This window comes from Variovorax durovernensis, assembly GCF_977011995.1.
In genome coordinates, this window is record NZ_CDRNCW010000001.1 from 4568374 (window position 1) to 4587233 (window position 18860).

Here is an 18860-nt window from a genome sequence, read left to right on the forward strand (position 1 = left end):
GATGGTCTCAGGCGGTCGTGGCACGGCTCAGTTCGTGTTCGTGGGCGCTGCGGCGGCGCAGCTTGTCCAGCAGCAGGTAGACCACCGGCGTGGTCAGCAGGGTCAGCATCTGGCTTGCGATCAGCCCGCCGATGATGGCCACGCCCAGCGGCCGGCGCAGCTCGGCGCCCTCGCCGAAGCCGATGGCCAGCGGCAGCGCGCCTAGCGCGGCGGCCAGGGTGGTCATCAGGATCGGGCGGAAGCGCAGCAGGCAGGCCTCGCGCACCGCCTCGAGCGGGCTGAGGCCGCGCGAGCGCTCGGCCTCCAGCGCAAAGTCGATGATCAGGATGGCGTTCTTCTTGACGATGCCGATCAGCAGGAACACGCCGATCAGCGCAATGATCGAGAACTCCATGCGGAACATCAGCAGCGCCAGCACCGCGCCCACGCCGGCCGAGGGCAGCGTCGACAGCACGGTGATCGGGTGCACCAGGCTTTCGTACAGGATGCCCAGCACGATGTAGATGACGACCAGCGCCGCCAGGATCAGCATGGCCTGCTGGCTCTGCGACTGCTGCGCGCTCGCCGCCGTGCCCGCAAAAGCGCCGCGCACGTTGGTCGGCATGGCGATGTTGGCCTCGGCCTTGGCGATGGCCTCGCGCGCGTCGCCCAGGTTGGCGCCTTCCACGAGGTTGAACGAGATGGTGGTCGCCAGCTCGCCGTCCTGGTGGCTGACCGAAGTGGCCACCGAGTTCTCGTAGAACTTGGCCACTGCGGACAGCGGCACAAGGGACGTGGCGGTGTTGCTCAGCACGTTGCCCGAGGAGGCATTGCGCAGCGCCGGGTTGGCCGAAACCGGGACGGAGGTGCTCGACGAACTCGTCGCGGCAGAACCCGTGCCGGCCTTGCTGCCCGACTGCGCCGAATTGGAAGTGGTGGTCGGTGCCGCGACCTGCGTGGTCACCGCCTGCCCCGCCACCACCGTGGTCTTGGTGGCCGGCACATACACGTCGCTCAGCGCATTGGGGCTGAGCGTGTAGCGCGGCGCCCATTCCATGACCACGTGGTACTGGTTGAGCTCGGTGTAGATGGTCGCCACCTGCCGCTGGCCGAAGGCGTTGTACAGCGCGTTGTCCACTGCGGTGGAGGTCACGCCGAGCCGGTTCGCGGTGTTTTTGTCCACATTCGCCATCGTCTCGACGCCGTTCTCGGTCTGGTCGGTGTCGATGTCAGTCAGCACCGGCTGCAGCTTCATTTCGTCGGCCAGCTTGGAGGCCCATGTGCGCAGGTCGGCCAGGCTGTCGCTCTTGAGCGTGTACTGGTAGGTCGAATTGCTGGAGCGCCCGCCCGAGCGCACGTCCTGCACCGTGCCCAGGAACACGCGCAGGCCGGCCACCGCGTTGAGCTTGGGCCGCAGCCGCGCGATCACGGCCAGGCCGCTGTCCTTGCGCTGGCTGGCCGGCTTCAGGTTGACGAACATGAAGCCGCCCCCTGCCCGGCTGCCGCCGGTGAAGCCGACCACCGTGTCGACCGCCTCGTCGGCGCGGATGATGTCGACCACCTCGCGCAGCTTGGCGGCCATGGCCTTCGACGAAATGCTCTGGTCGGCGCGCAGGCCGCCGTTGAGCTGGCCGCTGTCCTGCTGCGGGAAGAAGCCCTTGGGCGCGGCGCTGAACAGATACACGTTGAGCCCCACCACCGCCACCAGGATCAGCATGACCAGGCCCTTGCTGTCCAGCGCCCAGTCGAGGCTGTGCTCGTAGCGCTTGAGCACCCAGTCGTAGCTGCGCGCGGCCATGCGAGCAAAGCGGCCCTGCGGCTTGTTCTTGTCATGCTCGCCGCCGGGCTTGAGCATCCAGGCGCACATCATGGGCGTGGTGGTCAGCGAGATGACGAGCGAGATCATCACCGCCGCCGACAGCGTGACCGCGAACTCGCGGAACAGCCGCCCCACCTGCCCGCCCATGAACAGCAGCGGAATGAACACCGCCACCAGCGACACGCTGATCGACAGCACGGTGAAGCCGACTTCCTTGGCGCCCAGCAATGCCGCCTTCATGCGCGTCATGCCCGACTCGATGTGCCGGCTGGTGTTCTCCAGCACCACGATGGCGTCGTCCACCACGAAGCCGGTGGCCACCGTGAGCGCCATCAGGCTCAGGTTGTTGAGGCTGAAGCCCAGCAGGTACATGACGCCGAAGGTGCCCAGCAGCGCCGCCACCGTGGCCACGGCCGGCACGATGGTCGCGCGCACGCTGCGCAGGAACAGGCTCACCACCAGCACCACCAGGATGACGGAGATGACCAGCGTGAGCTCGACCTCGCGCAGCGAGCCGCGGATGGAGTTGGTGCTGTCAGAGGCCACCTGCAGCGTGACGTCGGGCGGCAGCTGCGCCTGCAGCTCGGGCAGCAGCGCGCGCACGCTGTCGACCGTCTCGATGATGTTGGCCGAGGGCTGCCGCGTGATCAGCACGATGATCGCGGGCTCGCCGTTGAACAGGCCCAGCGTGCGCGTGTCTTCCACGCCGTCGAGCACCTCGGCCACGTCCTGCAGCCGCACCGCCGCGCCGTTGCGCCAGGCGATGACCATGGAGGCGTAGTCGCTGGCGCGCAGGGCCGGCGTCTGGGTGTAGATCTGCAGCTTGCGGCCCTCGCCCTGCACCATGCCCTTCGGCCGGTTGGCGTTGGAAGCCTGGATGGCGGCGCGCACGTCCTCGGTGCTGATGCCGTAGCGGTTGAGCGCGAACGGCAGCAGCTCGATGCGCACCGCGGGCAACGAGCCGCCGCCGATCTCGACGTCGCCCACGCCGTCCACCTGCGACAGCCGCTGGCTCACGATGTTGGAGACCGCGTCGTAGATCTGGCCCGGCGTCTTGGTCTTGGAGGTGAGCGCCAGGATGATCACCGGCGACGAGGCCGGGTTCGCCTTGCGGTAGGTCGGGTTGCTGCGCAGCGTGGCGGGCAGGTCGACCCGGCTGGCGCTGATGGCGGCCTGCACTTCGCGCGCGGCGCCGTTGATGTCGCGGCTCAGGTCGAACTGCAGCGTGACGCGCGAGGTGCCGACCGAGCTGGTCGAGGTCATCTCGTTGACGCCCGCGATGGTGCCCAGGTGCCGCTCCAGCGGCGTGGCCACGCTGGTGGCCATGGTCTCGGGGCTCGCGCCCGGAATGGACGCGTTGACGGAAATGACCGGGTAGTCGACCTGCGGCAGCGGCGACACCGGCAGCACGAAGAAGGCGGCAATGCCCGCCAGCGCCACGCCGATGGTCAAGAGCACCGTGCCGATGGGACGGCGCACGAAGGGCAGCGAGAGGTTCATCGCTGCGCTCCTTGCGTCGGGCTGAGGCCGGGTCTCGCCCCGGCAGGGCGGATATCCCGGCCCCGGAAAACAAACAACCAGCAAGCAGCCAAACGGTTCAAGCCGCTTCCTCCTCGACCGTGCGCCGGGTGCTTCCGCCGCCCAGCCGGTCGAACGCGAGATAGATCACCGGCGTGGTGAACAACGTGAGCAGCTGGCTCACGATCAGGCCGCCGAAGATGGCCAGGCCCAGCGGGCGCCGCAGCTCGGCGCCGTCGCCGAAGCTCAGCATCAGCGGCACGGCGGCGAACAGCGCGGCCAGCGTGGTCATCAGGATGGGCCGGAAGCGCAGCAGCGCCGCCTGGTGGATCGCCTCGCGCGCCGACTTGCCCTGGTTGCGCTCGGCATCGATGGCGAAGTCGATCATCATGATCGCGTTCTTCTTGACGATGCCGATCAGCAGGATGATGCCGATGATGCCGATCACCCCCAGGTCGTTGCCGGTGATCATGAGCGCCAGCAGCGCCCCCACGCCGGCCGAGGGCAGCGTCGACAAAATGGTGAGCGGATGCACGTAGCTTTCATACAGCACGCCCAGCACGATGTAGACGCACACCACCGCAGCCAGGATGAGCCAGAGCTGGTTCGACAGCGACCGCTCGTAGGCGCCCGAGGCGCCGAGGAAGGTCATGGTGATGCTGCTGGGCAGCCCGATCTCCTTGGCCGCCGCGCGGATGGCATCGACCGAGGAGCCGAGCGACACGCCCGGCGCGGTGTCGAAGTTCAGCGTGCTGGCCGGGTACTGCGCCACGTGCGTGATCTGCAGCGGCGCCTGCTGCTCGCTGATGTTGGCAATGGCCGAAAGCGGCGTGGCCGTGCCCGAGCCGGCAATGAGGCTGAGCTGCCCCAGCGACTGCGGCGTGTTCACCATGCCGGGCATGGCTTCGAGGATCACCCGGTACTGGTTGGTCTCGGTGAAGATGGTCGAGACGATGCGCTGGCCGAAGGCGCTGTAGAGCGCGTCGTCCACCGTGCTCGCGGTGATCGACAGCCGCGCGGCCGTGTCGCGGTTCACGTTCACGAAGGCCGCCAGGCCCTGCGCGCCCGCGTCGCTGCTCACGTTGCGCACCTTGTCGGAAGTCTGCAGCCGCGCCACCAGCTTCGTCATCCATTCGGTGATGGCGGCGCTGTCCACGCCTTCGAGCGACACGCGGTATTCGGTCGGGCCGGTCTCGGCGTCGATGGTCAGGTCTTGCGTGGGCTGCAGGTAGAGCGTGACGCCGGCCACGCCGCGCACATGCTCGCGCAGCCGGTCCATGATCTTCTGCTGGTTGTCATGGCCGGGCTTCAGGTTGATCAGCATGCTGCCGGTGTGCAGCATGGTGTTGTTGGCCGCGTCCACGCCCACGAAGGAGCTGAGATTCTCGACGTCGGGGTCTTCGAGGATGGCGTGCGCCGCCTGCTGCTGCAGCTGCGACATACGGTCGAAGGACACGTCCTGCGCTGCCTGGATGCGCGCCTGCAGCTGCCCGGTGTCCTGCGTCGGGAACAGGCCCTTCGGGATCGAGAGGTACAGCACCACCGTGAGCACCATGGTGAGCAGCGCGACCAGCAGCGTGAGCGGCTGGTGGTCGATCACCCAGTGCAGCGAGCGGTCGTAGCGCACCATCACGCCGTCGAAGAAGCGCTGCGCGCGCGCGCCGAGGCCCTGGCTGGCGGTGTCGCGCTTCGGCTCGTGCTTGAGCCAGCGCGCCGACATCATCGGCACCAGCGTGAGCGACACCACGGCGGAAATCAGGATGGTGATGGCCAGCGTCACCGCGAACTCGCGGAACAGCCGGCCAACCACGTCGCCCATGAACAGCAGCGGAATCAGCACCGCGATGAGCGACACCGTCAGCGAGATGATGGTGAAGCCGATCTGCGTGGCGCCCTTGAAGGCGGCCTGCAGCGGTTTTTCGCCCTCCTCGATGTAGCGCGCGATGTTCTCGATCATGACGATCGCGTCGTCCACCACGAAGCCGGTGGCGATGGTCAGCGCCATCAGGCTCAGGTTGTTGAGGCTGTAGCCCAGCAGGTACATCAGCCCGAAGGTGCCGATGAGCGAAATGGGCACCGCGATGCTGGCGATGACGGTGGCGCGCAGGCTGCCCAGGAAGGCGAAGATCACCAGCACCACCAGCACCACGGCCAGCACCAGCTCCATCTCGACGTGCTCCACCGAGGCGCGGATGCCGGCCGTGCGGTCGCTGAGCACGGAGATGTTCAGCCCGGTGGGCAGGCCGGCCTGCAGCTCGGGCAGTTGCGCCTTGATGGCGTCGACCGTGGCGATCACGTTGGCGCCGGGCTGGCGCTGCACGTTCATGATGATCGCCGGAATCAGCTTGGTGCTGCCGTCGACCTTGCTGCCGGCCCAGGCGCTGAGCTGTGTGTTCTCGGCGCTGTTGACCACCTGGGCCACGTCGACCATGCGGATCGGCGCGCCGTTCTTGTACGAGACGATGAGGTTCTTGTAGTCATCGACCGTGAGCAGCTGGTCGTTCGAATTGATGGTGTAGGAGCGCTTGGGGCCGTCGAAGCTGCCCTTGGCGCCGTTGGAGTTTGCCGCCGCGATGGCGGTGCGCAGCGTGTCCAGCCCGATGCCGTTGGTGGCCAGCGCCTGCGTGTTGGCCTGGATGCGCACCGCCGGGCGCTGCCCGCCGCTCAGCGACACCAGCCCCACGCCCGAGACCTGGCTGATCTTCTGCGCGAGCCGGGTGTTGACCAGGTTCTGCACCTCGGTGAGCGGCAGCGTGTCGGAGGTGATGGACAGCGTGAGCACCGGCGCGTCGGCCGGGTTGACCTTGGCGTACACCGGCGGCGCCGGCAGGTCGGCCGGCAGCAGCGAACCGCCGGCGTTGATGGCAGCCTGCACCTCCTGCTCGGCCACGTCCAGCGTCTGGCCGAGCGAGAACTGCAGCGTGATGATCGACACGCCGGCCGCGCTGGTCGAGCTCATGCGGTCGAGCCCCGACATCTGGCCGAACTGGCGCTCCAGCGGCGCGGTGACGGTGTTGCTCATGACCTCGGGGCTGCCCCCGGGGTAGAGCGTCTGCACCTGGATGGTCGGGTAGTCGACCTGCGGCAGGGCCGACAGCGGCAGGAAGCGGAACGCCACCAGGCCGGCCAGCACGATGGCGACCATCAGCAGCGAGGTCGCCACCGGTCGAAGAATGAACGGGCGTGAGGGACTCATCGGTCGCGGCGCTTGCGGTCGGTCTGTCTGGTTGGCGCGCTAGCTGTCAGCGCATCGTGCCGCCGGGCGCGGCGGGCGGCGTGCCCGGCTGCACCGCGGGCGCGGGCGGAGGCACAGAGGGGGTGGCAGAGTCGGATGAAGCCGGCCGCTGCCGCGTGCCCGCGCCTTCCGCGCCGGCTGCGCCGCCGCCTGGCGTACCTGCCCCACCGGCACCAGCAGCCCCGCCTTCGCGCCGACCACCTCCACCTCCGCCCGCGCCATTGCGCTCACCGCGATGCCCGCGGCGCTCCCCGGAGGCCGCGCCCGCCGGCGGTGCCGCCGGCCGGTCGACCGTGGTCTGCACCCGCGCGCCGTCCTTCAGGCGGTCGCCGCCCTCGGTCACGACCTGCTCGCCGGCCGTGAGGCCGGACATGATCGCGACGTTGTCGACGCTCGACTCGCCGCGCGTCACCGTGCGCTGCGCCACGGTGCTGTCGTCCTTCAGCACATACACGTAGTCGCCGTTGGGCCCGTGGCGCAGCGCCGTCACCGGCACCACCACCGCGCCGCTCACGGTGCGCAGCAGCAGCCGCAGGTTGACGAACTGGTTCGGGAACAGCGTGTTGTCGGCATTGGAGAAGCGGGCCTTGGCCTTGACGGTGCCGGTCGCGGTGTCGACCAGGTTGTCGAGCGTGGCGAAGGTGCCGATGGCGAGCCTGCGCGTGCGCGTGCGGTCGAAGGCGGTGGCGTCGAGCTTCGCGCCCTGTGCCAGTCGGTCCTGCACCTCGGGCACGCGGTCTTGCGGAATCGCGAATTCGACGTCGATCGGCGCGATCTGGGTGATGGTGGCGATGCCGTTGGTGGCGCCGGTCGAGATGTAGTTGCCCGCGTCCACCGGCCGCAGGCCGATGCGCCCGCTCACCGGCGCGGTGATGCGGCTCCAGGTGAGGTTGAGCCTGGCGGTGTTCTCGTTGGCGCGGTCGATGGCCACGGTGCCTTCGAGCTGCTTGACCAGTGCGGCCTGGGTATCGACGTCCTGCCGGGCGATGGAGTCCTGCCCGAGCAGGGTCTGGTAGCGCGACAGCGTGACGCGCGCCGCCGCCAGCTGGGCCTCGTCGCGCTGGCGTGCGCCGCTGGCCTGCGCCAGCGAGTTCTGGAACGGTTGCGGGTCGATGGTGGCCAGCACGTCGCCCTTCTTGACCATCTGCCCTTCCTGGAACAGCACCGCGGTGAGCACGCCCGACACCTGCGGCTGCACCACCACGTTGGCCAGCGGCGTGACCGTGCCCAGCGCCTCGAGCTGCACCGGGATGTCGGCCTGCTTGGCGGTCGCAATGCCGACAGTGCTGGTGGCCGCGCCGCCAGGGCCGCCGGGACCGCCACCGCCGCGTGCTCCCGGTCCACCCGCGCCGCCGGGACCGCCCGGCCGGCCGCCCGGGGCCGCGCCCGGCGCACCCGCGGGCGTCTTCGCACGCTGGATCAGATACCAGGCACCGCCCCCCAGAACCGCGAGCAACAGCAGAGTCAGCAACGCCCCAACCCAGCGACGCCTGCGCACCGGTGGATGTGTGGGAGACACGTTGGCGGGCAGGGGCTCGGGCGGTTTTTCTTGTTCCATGGGCTGTGCGTGCGAAGGGGGTGCGAGGGTCGACCTAGAGTACAGCGCGCAATGGTAGCCCCGGAGTTTGCTGGGCCGTAAAGCGTCGGTAAAGCTGACGCCCGGGCCGCAGTTCACGCCCGCCTGCCGCAATTCGCGCCGCCGCCCGGCGTTTCGTCGCACGCCGGTCGCCGGCAGGGGTCGGGCCCGGCAAAGTCCGCTCCATCGATTCTTCTCCCGCCCTTCGGCTTTTCTTCATCTTTCAACGGAGCGCCACCATGCTGATGCAAGTCATCCTCCATACGCCCAAGTGGGTGTTCGCCGTTTTCTTCCTCCTGCTCTGGCTCGGCGCCAGGCAGCTGCTCACCAACGACGTGAGCCTGAGCAGGGTCACGCTGATGCCCGTCGCCATGGGCGGCCTGTCGCTGTACGGCGTGATCTCGGTCTTCGGCGAATCGTTCGGCGCCCTGCTAGGCTGGGCCGTCGCCGCGGTCGTGCTGCTGGCGCTGGTGCTGCAGCGCCCGCTGCCCGCCACCACCCGCTACGACGCCGCCGAGCGCCGCTTCCACGTGGCCGGCAGCCCGGTGCCGCTGATGCTCATGATGGGCATCTTCCTGACCAAGTACGTGGTGGGCGCGGCCCTGGCCATGCACCCCGAACTGGGCCACCAGGCCGCCTTCGGCATCGTGGTGCCGACGCTGTACGGTGCCTTCACCGGCGTCTTCGTGGCCCGCGCGGCACGCCTGTGGAAGCTCGCCATCCGTACTGACGCCATGTCGGCTGGCGTGCGCGCCGCCTAATATCGGCTTCCGGCCCCAGCCTCCAGATCGGCATCCGGCCCCAGCCCCAAGGAACCGCCACCATGAACGTGCTCTTGCTCATCCTCAAGATCTCCGTCACGGTGGTGCTCGTCGCCTCCATCGCCGAGGCGCTGGTGCTTGCCTTGCGCAACGGCTGGCGCAGCTACGACTGGAAGGCGTCCGGCATCTCGGTGGTCGACTTCCTGGTGCGCGAATACCCGCTGCGCTGGCTGCTGCCGCTGGCCTTCTGGACAGGCGCCATGGACTGGTTCTATGCCCATCGCCTGTTCACGCTGCCGATGGACCACTGGACCGGCTGGGCCGCCTGCTTCATCGGACAGGAGTTCTGCTACTACTGGTACCACCGCGCGGCGCACCGGGTGCGCTGGTTCTGGTGCACCCACTCCATCCACCACTCGCCGAACCAGCTGAACCTGTCGGCCGCCTACCGCTTCGGCTGGACCGGCCGCCTCACCGGCACCCTGGCCTTCTTCATGCTGGCGCCGCTGCTGGGCATGCCGCCCAAAGTGGTGCTGCTGATGCTCACGCTGAACCTGCTATACCAGTTCTGGATCCATGCGACCTGGATTCCGCGCCTCGGCCCGCTGGAATGGTTTCTGAACACGCCCTCGGCCCACCGGGTGCACCATGCGTCGAACCTGGAATACCTCGACGGCAACTACGGCGGCGTGCTGATCGTGTTCGACCGGCTGTTCGGCACCTATATTCCCGAGCGCGCCGACCTGCCCTGCCGCTACGGGCTGGTGAACCCGATCACCACGAACAACATCCTCGAGATCGAGTTCTCGCAATGGCGTGCGCTGCTGCGAGACCTGGCCTCGGCACGCTCGGTGCGGGCTTTCCTGGGCTATCTCGTGAAGCCGCCGGGCTGGAAGCCCGACGGCCCCGGCGACACCACGGAAGAACTGCGGCAGCGCGCGGCTCTGCAGGCAATGCCTGCGGCCCCCTCGGCCACCCCCGATTTCATTCCTGTCCAATACAACAAGGAGCTGTCATGAACCCATCTTCGCCCGACAACGCCCGCTTCTCCGACGTCGAACGCCTCGCCCGCCGCCGTGCCGGCGCCAAGATGGGCTGGTACATCCACGCTTTTGTCTATGTGCTGGTCAACGTGGGCCTGGTCACGATCTCGGCCGCCAACGGCCGCAACTGGGCCATGTATCCGCTCATGGGCTGGGGCCTGGGGCTGCTGATCCATGGTGCCGTGGTCTGGTTCATCGCCCCCGGTGGCGGCTTCTACAACCGCCTGGTCGAACGCGAGCGCCGCGCGCTGGGTGCCGGGGACCGCGGGTGAGCCTGGAGCAGACTGCTGCCGCAAGAAACAGGTTCAGCACGGAAAACCTGAAGTCCATGCTGCGGCATGGACTGGTCACCGCTGTCTTCAACTGCCTCATCGCCACCTTGCTGACCATCACCGGCGGCGGCAACTGGGTCGCTCACATGGTGTATTCCATGTCGATCGGCATCGTGGCCTGGCTTTTCATCGATGTCGGCCGGCTTTTCCTCAGCGGACATCGCGAATCCCTCTGGCCCCAGGGGCCGTGGGGCGTGCTGCTGATCGCGGCTGGCGTGAGCGTGGGCTTCGTCGTCGGCAACCTGGCCGGCGACGCCTGGGTCGGCGCACCGACATTCGACTTCCTCGACCTCAAGGGCCACAAGCTGGCCACCGGCATCACGATCACCATCGTCGCGGCGATCGGCATGAGCTTCTTCTTCTACAGCCTCGGCAGGAGCAAGCACCTGCAAAGCCAGGTCGAGCTGGCGCAGCGCAACGCCACCGAGGCGCGTCTCAAGCTGCTCGAGACGCAGCTGGAGCCGCACATGCTCTTCAACACGCTGGCCAACCTGCGCGTGCTGATCACCGTCGACCCTCCGCGCGCCGTGGCCATGCTCGACCGGCTCAACAGCTACCTGCGCATGACGCTCAGCGGCTCTCGGGCGCTGTCGCATCCGCTGTCGGCCGAGTTCGACCGGCTGGCCGACTACCTCGAACTGATGTCGGTGCGCATGGGCGACCGCCTGCGCTACACGCTCGACTTGCCCGAGGCACTGCGCGACACGCCCGTGCCGCCGCTGTTGCTGCAGCCGCTGGTCGAGAACAGCATCCGCCACGGGCTCGAGCCCAAGGTGGAAGGCGGGGAAATCACCGTGCGCGCGCGCCAGGATGCCGGCCAGCTGGTCATCGAGGTGATCGACACCGGCGTCGGCCTCGATGGCGCGCCGCCCTCCGAGGGCAGCAGCTTCGGGCTCGAGCAAGTGCGCGAGCGGCTGGCCACTGTGTATGGCGCGCAAGGCGCCCTGCGTCTGGCGCCCAGCGGCACCGGCGGCACCTGCGCGACGCTGAATTTCCCCCTGCCTGCCTGAAATTCCAATATGACCCCGACAGCCCTCATTGCAGAAGACGAGCCCCTGCTCGCACAAGCCCTCAAGGCCGAACTGGCCGCCGCCTGGCCGGAACTGCAGGTCGTCGCCATCGCAGGCGACGGCCGCAGCGCCGTGCGCGAGGCGCTGCGACTGCTGCCGCAGGTGCTGTTCTTCGATATCCGCATGCCAGGCCTGGACGGCCTGGGCGCCGTCGCCGAACTGGCCGACTGCTGGCCTGCCGACCAGGCGCCGATGCCGCAACTGGTGTTCGTCACGGCCTACGACGAATACGCCGCCCGCGCCTTCGAGGCCCAGGCCATCGACTACGTGCTCAAGCCGGTGCAGCCGGAGCGGCTGCGCAAAACGGTGGCACGGCTGAAGCAGGCGCTGGCCGCCCGGCAGCCCGAGGCCACCCCCGCCGTGGCGGACGAAGCCCTCGAACGCACCCTCGCCCAATGGCGCCAGGTGTTGACCGCCGCGGGCGCGGGCGCCGAAGCCGTCGCGCCGCCGGCCGCACCGCTGCGCATGATCGCCGCCAGCGACGCCGGCGGCAGCACCGTGCGCATGGTGCCCATCGACGAGGTTCTGTATTTCGAAGCAGCGGACAAATACCTGCGCGTGCTGACCGCCACGCATGAATATCTGATCCGCACGCCGCTGAAGCAGCTGCTGCCCCAGCTCGATGCCGACACCTTCTGGCAGGTGCACCGGGCGGTGGTGGTACGCAGCGCAGCCATCGAGTCGGTGCATCGCGACGAGGCCGGCAAGATGCACCTCGTGCTGCGCGGGCGGACCGAGAAGATTCCGGTCAGCCGCCTATATGCCCACCTGTTTCGCGCCATGTGAAACGCCGGCATCCGGCGCACCCATAAAAAAACCGGCCCTCACGAGGGCCGGTTTTTCATTCAGTCACAAAAGCCGTTGCAAATTAGCGCCAGTGGCCATGACCGCGGTAGTAGCCACGACCGTAGTAGCGCGGGCCGTAATAGGCCGGCGGGCCGTAGTAGACCGGGGCCGGACGGTAATACACCGGCGGCGGGTTGTAGTAGACCGGGGCCGGCGGCGCGTAGTAGACGGGTGCCGGCGGCACGTACACAGGGGCCGGAGCCGGGTAATAGCCCGGGTTGCCCACGCCGACAGCCACGCCTGGCACGCCGACGCCGATCGACCAGCTCACGTCGCTGCGAGCGCTGGCCGAGGTGGCCGCAAACAGTGCACCGGCTGCCACGACACCTGCGGCGGCCCATTTGAAGAAAGTAGAACGTGTGAGGCTCATGATGTGGACTCCTTGTTTGGGGGGCTGCGTTCGGGTCTGAACCGCCCATGTACGTATTGAACGCGGCAAATGCAAACGGGGTGCACCCCCCAATGTGAAGAGAGTTGCCAAAGGTAACGCCCAAAGGGCGCCCTCTAGAATGCCGCAATGACCTCCCCGACCGACAAAAACGGCGCCAAAACGACCGCTGCACCGAGCAATTTCCTGCGCCACGTGATCGAGAACGACCTCGCACAGGGCGCCTACGCAGGCCGCAAGTGGGGCGGATCGCCCGGCAGCGCCGCCCATCATGCCCAGGGCATGGCCGATCCGGCCAAGGTGCGCATGCGCTTCCCGCCCGAACCCAACGGCTATCTGCACATCGGCCACGCCAAGAGCATCTGGCTCAACTTCGAACTGGCCAAGGAATACGGCGGCGTGTGCCACCTGCGCTTCGACGACACCAACCCCGAGAAGGAAGACCAGGAATACGTCGATTCCATCCGCGACGCGGTGAAGTGGCTCGGCTACGAAACCTACCTGGCCGACCGCCCCAGCGCGCCCGGCACGCTGCAGGAGCACGAGTACTTCGCGAGCAACTACTTCGACTTCATGTACGAGGCGGCCGAATACCTCATCGGCGCCGGCCTCGCCTACGTGGACGAGCAGACCGCCGACGAGGTGCGCGCGAACCGCGGCGACTTCAACACGCCCGGCACAGACAGCCCCTTCCGCACCCGCACGCCCGAGGAAAACCTGGCGCGCTTCCGTGCCATGCGCGACGGCCAGGTCGCCGACGGCGCCGCCATCCTGCGCGCCAAGATCGACATGGCCAGCACCAACATCAACATGCGCGACCCCGCGCTGTACCGCGTGCGCCGTGCCCATCACCACAACACCGGCGACAAGTGGTGCATCTACCCGATGTACACCTATGCGCACCCCATCGAAGACGCGCTGGAGCAGATCACCCACAGCATCTGCACGCTCGAATTCGAAGACCAGCGCCCCTTCTACGACTGGCTGCTCGACCGCCTCGCCGAAGGCGGCCTGATCGCCAGCCCGCATCCGCGCCAATATGAATTCGCGCGCCTCAACGTCACCCACGTGATGACCAGCAAGCGCAAGCTGCGCCAGCTGGTCGAGGAGAAATACGTCGACGGCTGGGACGACCCCCGCATGCCCACCATCGCCGGCCTGCGCCGCCGCGGCTACACGCCCGAGGCACTGCGCCTGTTCTGCGAACGCAGCGGCACCACCAAGTCGGGCGGCTGGATCGACTACGCCAGCCTCGAGGCCGCGCTGCGCGACTCGCTCGACCCCATCGCCCCGCGTGCCATGGCCGTGCTCGACCCGGTCAAGCTGGTCATCACCAACTGGGGCGAGCTGATGGGCAGCGACGACTCACTCGACGACTGCTCGGCCCCCGTGCATCCGCACCACCCCGAAATGGGCAAGCGCGAATTCAAGCTCGGCCGCGAAGTGTGGATCGAGCGCACCGACTACGAAGAAGTGCAGCCCAAGGGCTTCTTCCGCCTGTTCCCCGGCAACAAGGTGCGGCTGAAGTACGGCCACGTCATCGAATGCACCGGCGGCACCAAGGACGCCGACGGCAAGCTCGTCGAAGTGCAGGCCACGCTGGTGCCCGACACCAAGAGCGGCACGCCCGGCGCGGACGCGATCAAGGTGAAGGGCAACATTACCTGGGTGGCGGCTGCGGACGCGGTGCAGGCCGAAGTGCGTTTGTACGAGCGACTGTTTGCCGAAGCCAACCCGGGCAGCGGCGAGTTGCTGGACGAGTTGAACAAGACGAGCCTGGAAACGTGCTCGGCGTTCGTCGAGCCTTCGCTGGCTAAGGCCGAACCGGGCGTCGGCATCCAGTTCGAGCGGCACGGCTACTTCGTGCGCGATTCGAAGGGCGGCGCCGATGGCAAGCTGGTGTTCAACCGTGCGGCGGGTATGCGGGACAGCTGGGGCAAATAAGGCTTCCCGCGTCCTCAAGGCGAAAGCCGGGGCCTCCATGGCTCCGGCTTTTTTCTTTTATCAGTACGCGCCCGCCCGCTTGTAGACCACGCCCAGCACCGCGCTGTTCTCATCGGTGGTGCACACGGCTGACCGCGCTTGCGGCCCGACCTTCAGGTTGATCGTATAGACCCCGTCGCGCGGCGTCGAACCGCTGTCCACCACGATGCTCGCCGGTGGCACCCGCAGTTCACGCGCGGCGGCGGCAACGCAATTCTTGACGCTCGCATCGGGCGCCCCGCCGACGCGCAAGGACGTGCTGCTGCAGGCCGCCATCAGAAAACCCGCCGCCGCCACGCAAGCGAGATGAATAAAGCTTCGCATCGTCATTTCCGGGTTCTCCTTGGTGATGAACCCATTGGAGCCACCCACTGCATCGAATGTTGCAGGACAGACCCGGGCTATCCTGTCGGCTCATGAACCTTCCGAGCCCTTCTTCCCGCCTGATCCGCTTCAACAAGCCCTATGGCGTCCTCAGCCAGTTCACGCCCGAGGGCCGCTGGCGCGGTTTGAAAGATTTCATCGACATCCCCGGCGTCTATGTGGCCGGCCGGCTCGACGCCGACAGCGAAGGCCTGCTGCTGCTCACCGACGACGGAAAGCTGCAGGCGCGCATTGCCGATCCGCGCTTCAAGATGGAAAAGATCTACTGGGTGCAGGTGGAAGGCACGCCGACCGAAGAAGCGCTCGCGGCGCTGCGCGGCGGCGTGCAGCTCAACGACGGCCCCACGCGCCCCGCAAGGGCGCGCCTGCTCGACCCGCCGCCCCAGGTGTGGGAGCGCCAGCCCCCGATCCGGGAGCGCAAGAGCATCCCCACCGCGTGGCTGGAGCTGGCGATCCGCGAAGGCCGCAACCGCCAGGTGCGACGAATGACGGCGGCCGTCGGGCTGCCGACGCTGCGGCTGATCCGCGCCGCCATCGGGCCGCACACGCTCGAAGGGCTGGCGCCCGGGAGCTGGCTCGGCTGACCCTGCCCCGCATCAAAAAGAACCTTCATCGAACATCTATTCATGCCAATCAATTCCGTCTTTTCCGAACGTGCGTCTTCCATGCTGAATCGCCGCTCTGCCCTGCTCGGCGGCCTCGGCCTGCTGGCGATGCCTGCTTCACAGCTGGCCAACGCCGCCTCGTCAAAGAAATCGCAGCAACCCGCGCACGCCGATGTCTGGCCACACGCATCCCAGGTACCGGGCGGCGTGGCCCGCCTGTCGCTAGGCCCGGCTGCAAAGCGGCCCGCTGCCTTTGCAGGCGACGTACCCCTGCTCGTGCTGGGCGACGCCATCGAATGGACCGCGCTGGTCGGCATTCCCCTCGCGGCCGAGCCGGGCGAAGCCAGCATTACCGTGCGCCCCGAAGGCCGCCCCGAAAAGCAGATCGCCTACACCATCGCCCCCAAGCAATACCGGGAGCAACGCCTGACTGTCGCCCCGCGCACCGTCGACCTGGCCCCCGAAGACCAGGCCCGCTACGAACGCGAACGCGAACACCTGACCACCGTGATGGCCACGCTCACCGACATGCGCCCCGATGCAGCACTGCAGATGCGCGTGCCCGTGCCGGGCCGCCGCTCCAGCTCGTTCGGCCTGCGCCGGGTGTTCAACGGGCAGTCGCGCAATCCGCACAGCGGCATGGACATCGCGGCGGGCACCGGTACGCCGGTGCTCGCGCCGCTGCCCGGCAAGGTGATCGACACGGGCGACTATTTCTTCAACGGCGGCACGGTGTGGCTGGACCACGGCGGTGGGCTGCTGACGATGTACTGCCACCTGAGCCGGGTCGACGTGAAGATCGGCGACGTGCTGAAGACCGGCGAGAAGCTGGCCGCGGTGGGCGCGACCGGACGGGTGACCGGGCCGCACCTGCATTGGTCGGTGATGCTGAACCGGGCGATGGTGGATCCGGCTTTGTTCGTTGCTGCCTGAAGCTCCCGCACTCCTCATACACTCGCCGAAGATTGGAGCGAGACGAGGACAAGCGATGGCTGGAAAAACAAGAGCCGAGCGGCGCCGCGAGCGTGCCCGGCGAGAGCTTGCAGGCAAAGGATGGACGGCGGTCTTCATCGGCATCCTGTTGCTGACCTTACTACCCCTGTTGCTGAAGGACGTGTTCGCGGGAGCTCTCGGTTCGGCACTTCGTCCGGCGGGGTGGATGGCATTGGCGATAGGGGCAGTGCTTCTCGCGTTGAACTACCTCACGAACCGCGGCTCGGTGCCGGCACCGGCGCCCGTCAAGCCAGCCAAACCTGCTTCCGCAAAAACATCGCAGCAGCCCTCCACGTCGTTAACACCCGCCCCCCGGATGGAATCGCAGTGGGGGCCTTCCGTGCTTGCCGCCATCGAATGGCGCCGATTCGAGGCTGTGTGCGAAGCGCTCTACGCGCAGGCCGGCTTCACCACGCGCAGCCAGTCGCATGGCGCGGACGGTGGAATCGACATCTGGCTCCAATCCAGGCACAGCGACGTGCCACGCATCGTCCAGTGCAAGCACTGGCGGACCAAGGTGGTCGGCGTCAAGGAAATGCGCGAGTTCTTCGGGGTGATGGCCTCGCATCAGTTGAAGAGCGGCACCTACGTCACGAGCTCCACGTTTTCCGACGATGCCATCGCGTTCGCCAAGGCGAACGGCATTCACGCACAGGACGGTACCGCGTTGCTGAAGCTGATCAGCCAGCGCACGCCGGAGCAGCAGGCGGCCTTGCTCGCGGTCGCGTACGAGGGCGAATACTGGCGCCCCACTTGCGCAAGTTGCGGTGCCAAGATGATCGAAAAGGATTCGAAAAGGAACGACGGCAGCTTCTGGGGTTGCGCCAACTATCGTCGGTGCGGAGGCCGGACGATTCCCAAGGCCAAGACTGTCGCAACGGCATAGCCCGCCGGCTCGCTCACTTGTCGAGCGTTTTCGGCAGCTTCGTACTCCACGCAATCAAGGCCAGCAACACCACCTGCAAAGGCAGCCGCGCCACCAGCGCCCAATACGGCACGTTTGCGAACAAGTCCGCCCGCTGCAGCATGTAGACGTTCGCGGGCGTGACCGCCAGGGTCAGCAGGAAAAGCCCGATCCCCGCAGCCCGCCGCGTGTGTCGCCACAGCAACCCGGCCGCGCCCAGCAGTTCGAAGGCGCCGCTCGCCCACACGATCTCGCGCGGCCAGGGAATCCACGGCGGCACGATTTGCATCTCGGCTTCGGTCGCCACGAAATGCGCGACCCCGCCTATGGCGAACCACAGGAAGACGAACACCAGCCCCGCCGTGCGCCAACGGCTCATGGCGGGCATCATGGTCATCGAACAGCCAGCCTCACAGCGGCTTGGTGAGATACACCGCCTCGCGCCCGACGATCGTGCGCTGCGCCGGCATGAAGATCGTGCAGTCGTCGCACAGCGCGCGAATCTCTTCCGCGCCGTTGGTCGCGATCAGTTCGCCCTTGGCAAAGGTCTCGAAGCCGATCAGCGGGCGCACGAACGCGAAGTCTTCCGACTTGATGACGTAGGTCTGCAGCAGCTGAAAGCGCCGTTGCGGTTCGGGCGGCGGCGTGGCCGGGTCCTTGTCGACGAGGCCGAAGTACGCAAGGAAGTCGTAGGTGACGGCGGTCGCGAGTTCGGACGCGGAGCGCAGGAAGTGCTGGCCGCACTCGACCACCATCGCCACGCCCTTGCCGTCCGGGCCGCCATGGCTGCCGTACTGGATCAGCGGCGTGCCCGAGCCCAGGCCGTCGGGCATCACCAGGTGCACCGACGGGCGGCCGATGGCCAGCGCGACCTTGGCGTTGCGCTCGAACGCCGGGTACACCCAGAACGGCACCACGGGCTGGCTGGTCGAATGGATGTCGAGGATGTGGTCGGCCGCTTCCACCACCGGGCGCAGGATGCGCGCGCGGCGCAGCTCGGGGCTGTCTTCCGCGCCGTCGAGCCACTCGGGCGACCAGATGCGGTTCAGGTTGTGCACGATCTGGCGGCTGTCGAAGGGCGCCTCTTCCTTGAATGACTCGTAGGCCTCGATGTTGGCGAAGGCCACGGTGAGCGTGCCGATCTTCGGGCGCACGTTGTTGTCGAGCAGGTGCGTGGCCGCGGTCATGCCGCAGATCTCGTTGCCGTGCGTGAGCGCGTTGATGAGCACGTGCGGGCCGGGCTTGCCCGACTCGAAGCGGTGCACGTAGTCGATGCCGACGTTGCCCTTGCGGTAGGCGGAGAGGTCGCGGGGGAGGACTTCGAGGGCGGGGGGCGATTGGGTCATGGGGCTGTAGGGAGTGAGCGAAGCAGCCGGCAAGTTTGCTACAGATGGCCGTTTCGCGCCTCGCACGCCGCCAGGGCC

General features: G+C 67.7%; 16 protein-coding genes. 9 read left to right on the forward strand and 7 right to left on the reverse strand.

The genetic code is table 11. The features are described from left to right. Positions 1-7 precede the first annotated feature (7 nt). From ACWV14_RS21745 to ACWV14_RS21755, 3 genes are all read right to left on the reverse strand, one after another. Positions 8-3298 (reverse strand): efflux RND transporter permease subunit, encoded by a 3291-nt coding sequence (locus ACWV14_RS21745; RefSeq protein ID WP_454903663.1) that lies wholly within the window; start codon positions 3296-3298, stop codon positions 8-10. A 97-nt stretch (positions 3299-3395) separates the two neighbouring features. Further along, positions 3396-6512, reverse strand: a complete 3117-nt coding sequence (locus tag ACWV14_RS21750; RefSeq protein ID WP_454903664.1) for an efflux RND transporter permease subunit — start codon at positions 6510-6512, stop codon at positions 3396-3398. Positions 6513-6558: 46 nt separating this feature from the next. Further along, positions 6559-8109 carry an efflux RND transporter periplasmic adaptor subunit gene (locus ACWV14_RS21755; protein ID WP_454903665.1) on the reverse strand — a complete coding sequence of 517 codons (1551 nt, stop codon included), beginning with the start codon at positions 8107-8109 and terminating at the stop codon, positions 6559-6561. A 257-nt stretch (positions 8110-8366) separates the two neighbouring features. On the opposite strand from ACWV14_RS21755, the gene ACWV14_RS21760 reads away from it, so the two are divergent. The 5 genes from ACWV14_RS21760 (at position 8367) to ACWV14_RS21780 (ending at position 12119) form a co-directional block, all read left to right on the forward strand. Continuing rightward, positions 8367-8888 carry a DUF6622 family protein gene (locus ACWV14_RS21760; protein ID WP_454903666.1) on the forward strand — a complete coding sequence of 174 codons (522 nt, stop codon included), beginning with the start codon at positions 8367-8369 and terminating at the stop codon, positions 8886-8888. A gap of 62 nt (positions 8889-8950) precedes the next feature. Further along, positions 8951-9907: a sterol desaturase family protein gene (locus ACWV14_RS21765; RefSeq protein WP_454903668.1), complete on the forward strand. Its 957-nt coding sequence runs from the start codon at positions 8951-8953 to the stop codon at positions 9905-9907. Further along, positions 9904-10203: a 2TM domain-containing protein gene (locus tag ACWV14_RS21770; RefSeq protein WP_454903670.1), complete on the forward strand. Its 300-nt coding sequence runs from the start codon at positions 9904-9906 to the stop codon at positions 10201-10203. Before ACWV14_RS21765 ends, ACWV14_RS21770 begins: the two co-directional genes overlap by 4 nt. Before the next feature lie 56 nt (positions 10204-10259). Further along, on the forward strand, positions 10260-11273 hold the full coding sequence (locus ACWV14_RS21775) for a sensor histidine kinase (protein WP_454903671.1): 1014 nt from the start codon (positions 10260-10262) through the stop codon (positions 11271-11273). A 9-nt stretch (positions 11274-11282) separates the two neighbouring features. Then, positions 11283-12119, forward strand: a complete 837-nt coding sequence (locus ACWV14_RS21780; protein ID WP_454903673.1) for a LytR/AlgR family response regulator transcription factor — start codon at positions 11283-11285, stop codon at positions 12117-12119. Between the two features lie 82 nt (positions 12120-12201). Here the strand turns inward: ACWV14_RS21780 and ACWV14_RS21785 are convergent, their stop codons facing one another. Then, positions 12202-12549 carry a hypothetical protein gene (locus tag ACWV14_RS21785; RefSeq protein WP_081271540.1) on the reverse strand — a complete coding sequence of 116 codons (348 nt, stop codon included), beginning with the start codon at positions 12547-12549 and terminating at the stop codon, positions 12202-12204. 147 nt (positions 12550-12696) lie between these two features. Between ACWV14_RS21785 and ACWV14_RS21790 the strand changes: the two genes are divergently transcribed. Next, positions 12697-14511, forward strand: a complete 1815-nt coding sequence (locus tag ACWV14_RS21790) for a glutamine--tRNA ligase/YqeY domain fusion protein (protein WP_454903674.1) — start codon at positions 12697-12699, stop codon at positions 14509-14511. A gap of 60 nt (positions 14512-14571) precedes the next feature. On the opposite strand, the gene ACWV14_RS21795 is transcribed toward ACWV14_RS21790, so the two are convergent. Beyond that, on the reverse strand, positions 14572-14880 hold the full coding sequence (locus tag ACWV14_RS21795) for a hypothetical protein (protein WP_454903675.1): 309 nt from the start codon (positions 14878-14880) through the stop codon (positions 14572-14574). A gap of 86 nt (positions 14881-14966) precedes the next feature. Between ACWV14_RS21795 and ACWV14_RS21800 the strand changes: the two genes are divergently transcribed. From ACWV14_RS21800 to ACWV14_RS21810, 3 genes are read left to right on the forward strand one after another with little or no spacing between them, the layout of a single operon-like run. Beyond that, positions 14967-15518 (forward strand): pseudouridine synthase, encoded by a 552-nt coding sequence (locus ACWV14_RS21800; RefSeq protein ID WP_454903677.1) that lies wholly within the window; start codon positions 14967-14969, stop codon positions 15516-15518. Between the two features lie 42 nt (positions 15519-15560). Further along, positions 15561-16472 carry a peptidoglycan DD-metalloendopeptidase family protein gene (locus ACWV14_RS21805; RefSeq protein WP_454903679.1) on the forward strand — a complete coding sequence of 304 codons (912 nt, stop codon included), beginning with the start codon at positions 15561-15563 and terminating at the stop codon, positions 16470-16472. A gap of 55 nt (positions 16473-16527) precedes the next feature. Beyond that, entirely contained in the window at positions 16528-17418 is an 891-nt protein-coding gene (locus ACWV14_RS21810) for a restriction endonuclease (protein WP_454903681.1), read from the forward strand. A 13-nt stretch (positions 17419-17431) separates the two neighbouring features. On the opposite strand, the gene ACWV14_RS21815 is transcribed toward ACWV14_RS21810, so the two are convergent. Both ACWV14_RS21815 and ACWV14_RS21820 read right to left on the reverse strand, forming a co-directional pair. Then, positions 17432-17833, reverse strand: a complete 402-nt coding sequence (locus ACWV14_RS21815; protein ID WP_454903683.1) for a DoxX family protein — start codon at positions 17831-17833, stop codon at positions 17432-17434. A 13-nt stretch (positions 17834-17846) separates the two neighbouring features. After that, the gene (locus ACWV14_RS21820; protein WP_454903684.1) at positions 17847-18782 is read right to left on the reverse strand and encodes a succinylglutamate desuccinylase; all 936 of its coding nucleotides are present in this window, start codon (positions 18780-18782) and stop codon (positions 17847-17849) included. Between the last annotated feature and the right edge of the window lie 78 nt (positions 18783-18860).

Excerpts from the sequence above, each read along its gene's own strand:
- ACWV14_RS21750 (WP_454903664.1), bottom strand. The coding sequence starts at position 6,512 with ATGAGTCCCTCACGCCCGTTCATTCTTCGACCGGTGGCGACCTCGCTG.
- ACWV14_RS21800 (WP_454903677.1), top strand. The coding sequence starts at position 14,967 with ATGAACCTTCCGAGCCCTTCTTCCCGCCTGATCCGCTTCAACAAGCCC.
- ACWV14_RS21810 (WP_454903681.1), top strand. The coding sequence starts at position 16,528 with ATGGCTGGAAAAACAAGAGCCGAGCGGCGCCGCGAGCGTGCCCGGCGA.
- ACWV14_RS21785 (WP_081271540.1), bottom strand. The coding sequence starts at position 12,549 with ATGAGCCTCACACGTTCTACTTTCTTCAAATGGGCCGCCGCAGGTGTC.
- ACWV14_RS21780 (WP_454903673.1), top strand. The coding sequence starts at position 11,283 with ATGACCCCGACAGCCCTCATTGCAGAAGACGAGCCCCTGCTCGCACAA.
- ACWV14_RS21790 (WP_454903674.1), top strand. The coding sequence starts at position 12,697 with ATGACCTCCCCGACCGACAAAAACGGCGCCAAAACGACCGCTGCACCG.
- ACWV14_RS21760 (WP_454903666.1), top strand. The coding sequence starts at position 8,367 with ATGCTGATGCAAGTCATCCTCCATACGCCCAAGTGGGTGTTCGCCGTT.
- ACWV14_RS21765 (WP_454903668.1), top strand. The coding sequence starts at position 8,951 with ATGAACGTGCTCTTGCTCATCCTCAAGATCTCCGTCACGGTGGTGCTC.
- ACWV14_RS21815 (WP_454903683.1), bottom strand. The coding sequence starts at position 17,833 with ATGACCATGATGCCCGCCATGAGCCGTTGGCGCACGGCGGGGCTGGTG.
- ACWV14_RS21775 (WP_454903671.1), top strand. The coding sequence starts at position 10,260 with ATGCTGCGGCATGGACTGGTCACCGCTGTCTTCAACTGCCTCATCGCC.
- ACWV14_RS21770 (WP_454903670.1), top strand. The coding sequence starts at position 9,904 with ATGAACCCATCTTCGCCCGACAACGCCCGCTTCTCCGACGTCGAACGC.
- ACWV14_RS21745 (WP_454903663.1), bottom strand. The coding sequence starts at position 3,298 with ATGAACCTCTCGCTGCCCTTCGTGCGCCGTCCCATCGGCACGGTGCTC.
- ACWV14_RS21805 (WP_454903679.1), top strand. The coding sequence starts at position 15,561 with ATGCCAATCAATTCCGTCTTTTCCGAACGTGCGTCTTCCATGCTGAAT.
- ACWV14_RS21795 (WP_454903675.1), bottom strand. The coding sequence starts at position 14,880 with ATGACGATGCGAAGCTTTATTCATCTCGCTTGCGTGGCGGCGGCGGGT.
- ACWV14_RS21820 (WP_454903684.1), bottom strand. The coding sequence starts at position 18,782 with ATGACCCAATCGCCCCCCGCCCTCGAAGTCCTCCCCCGCGACCTCTCC.
- ACWV14_RS21755 (WP_454903665.1), bottom strand. The coding sequence starts at position 8,109 with ATGGAACAAGAAAAACCGCCCGAGCCCCTGCCCGCCAACGTGTCTCCC.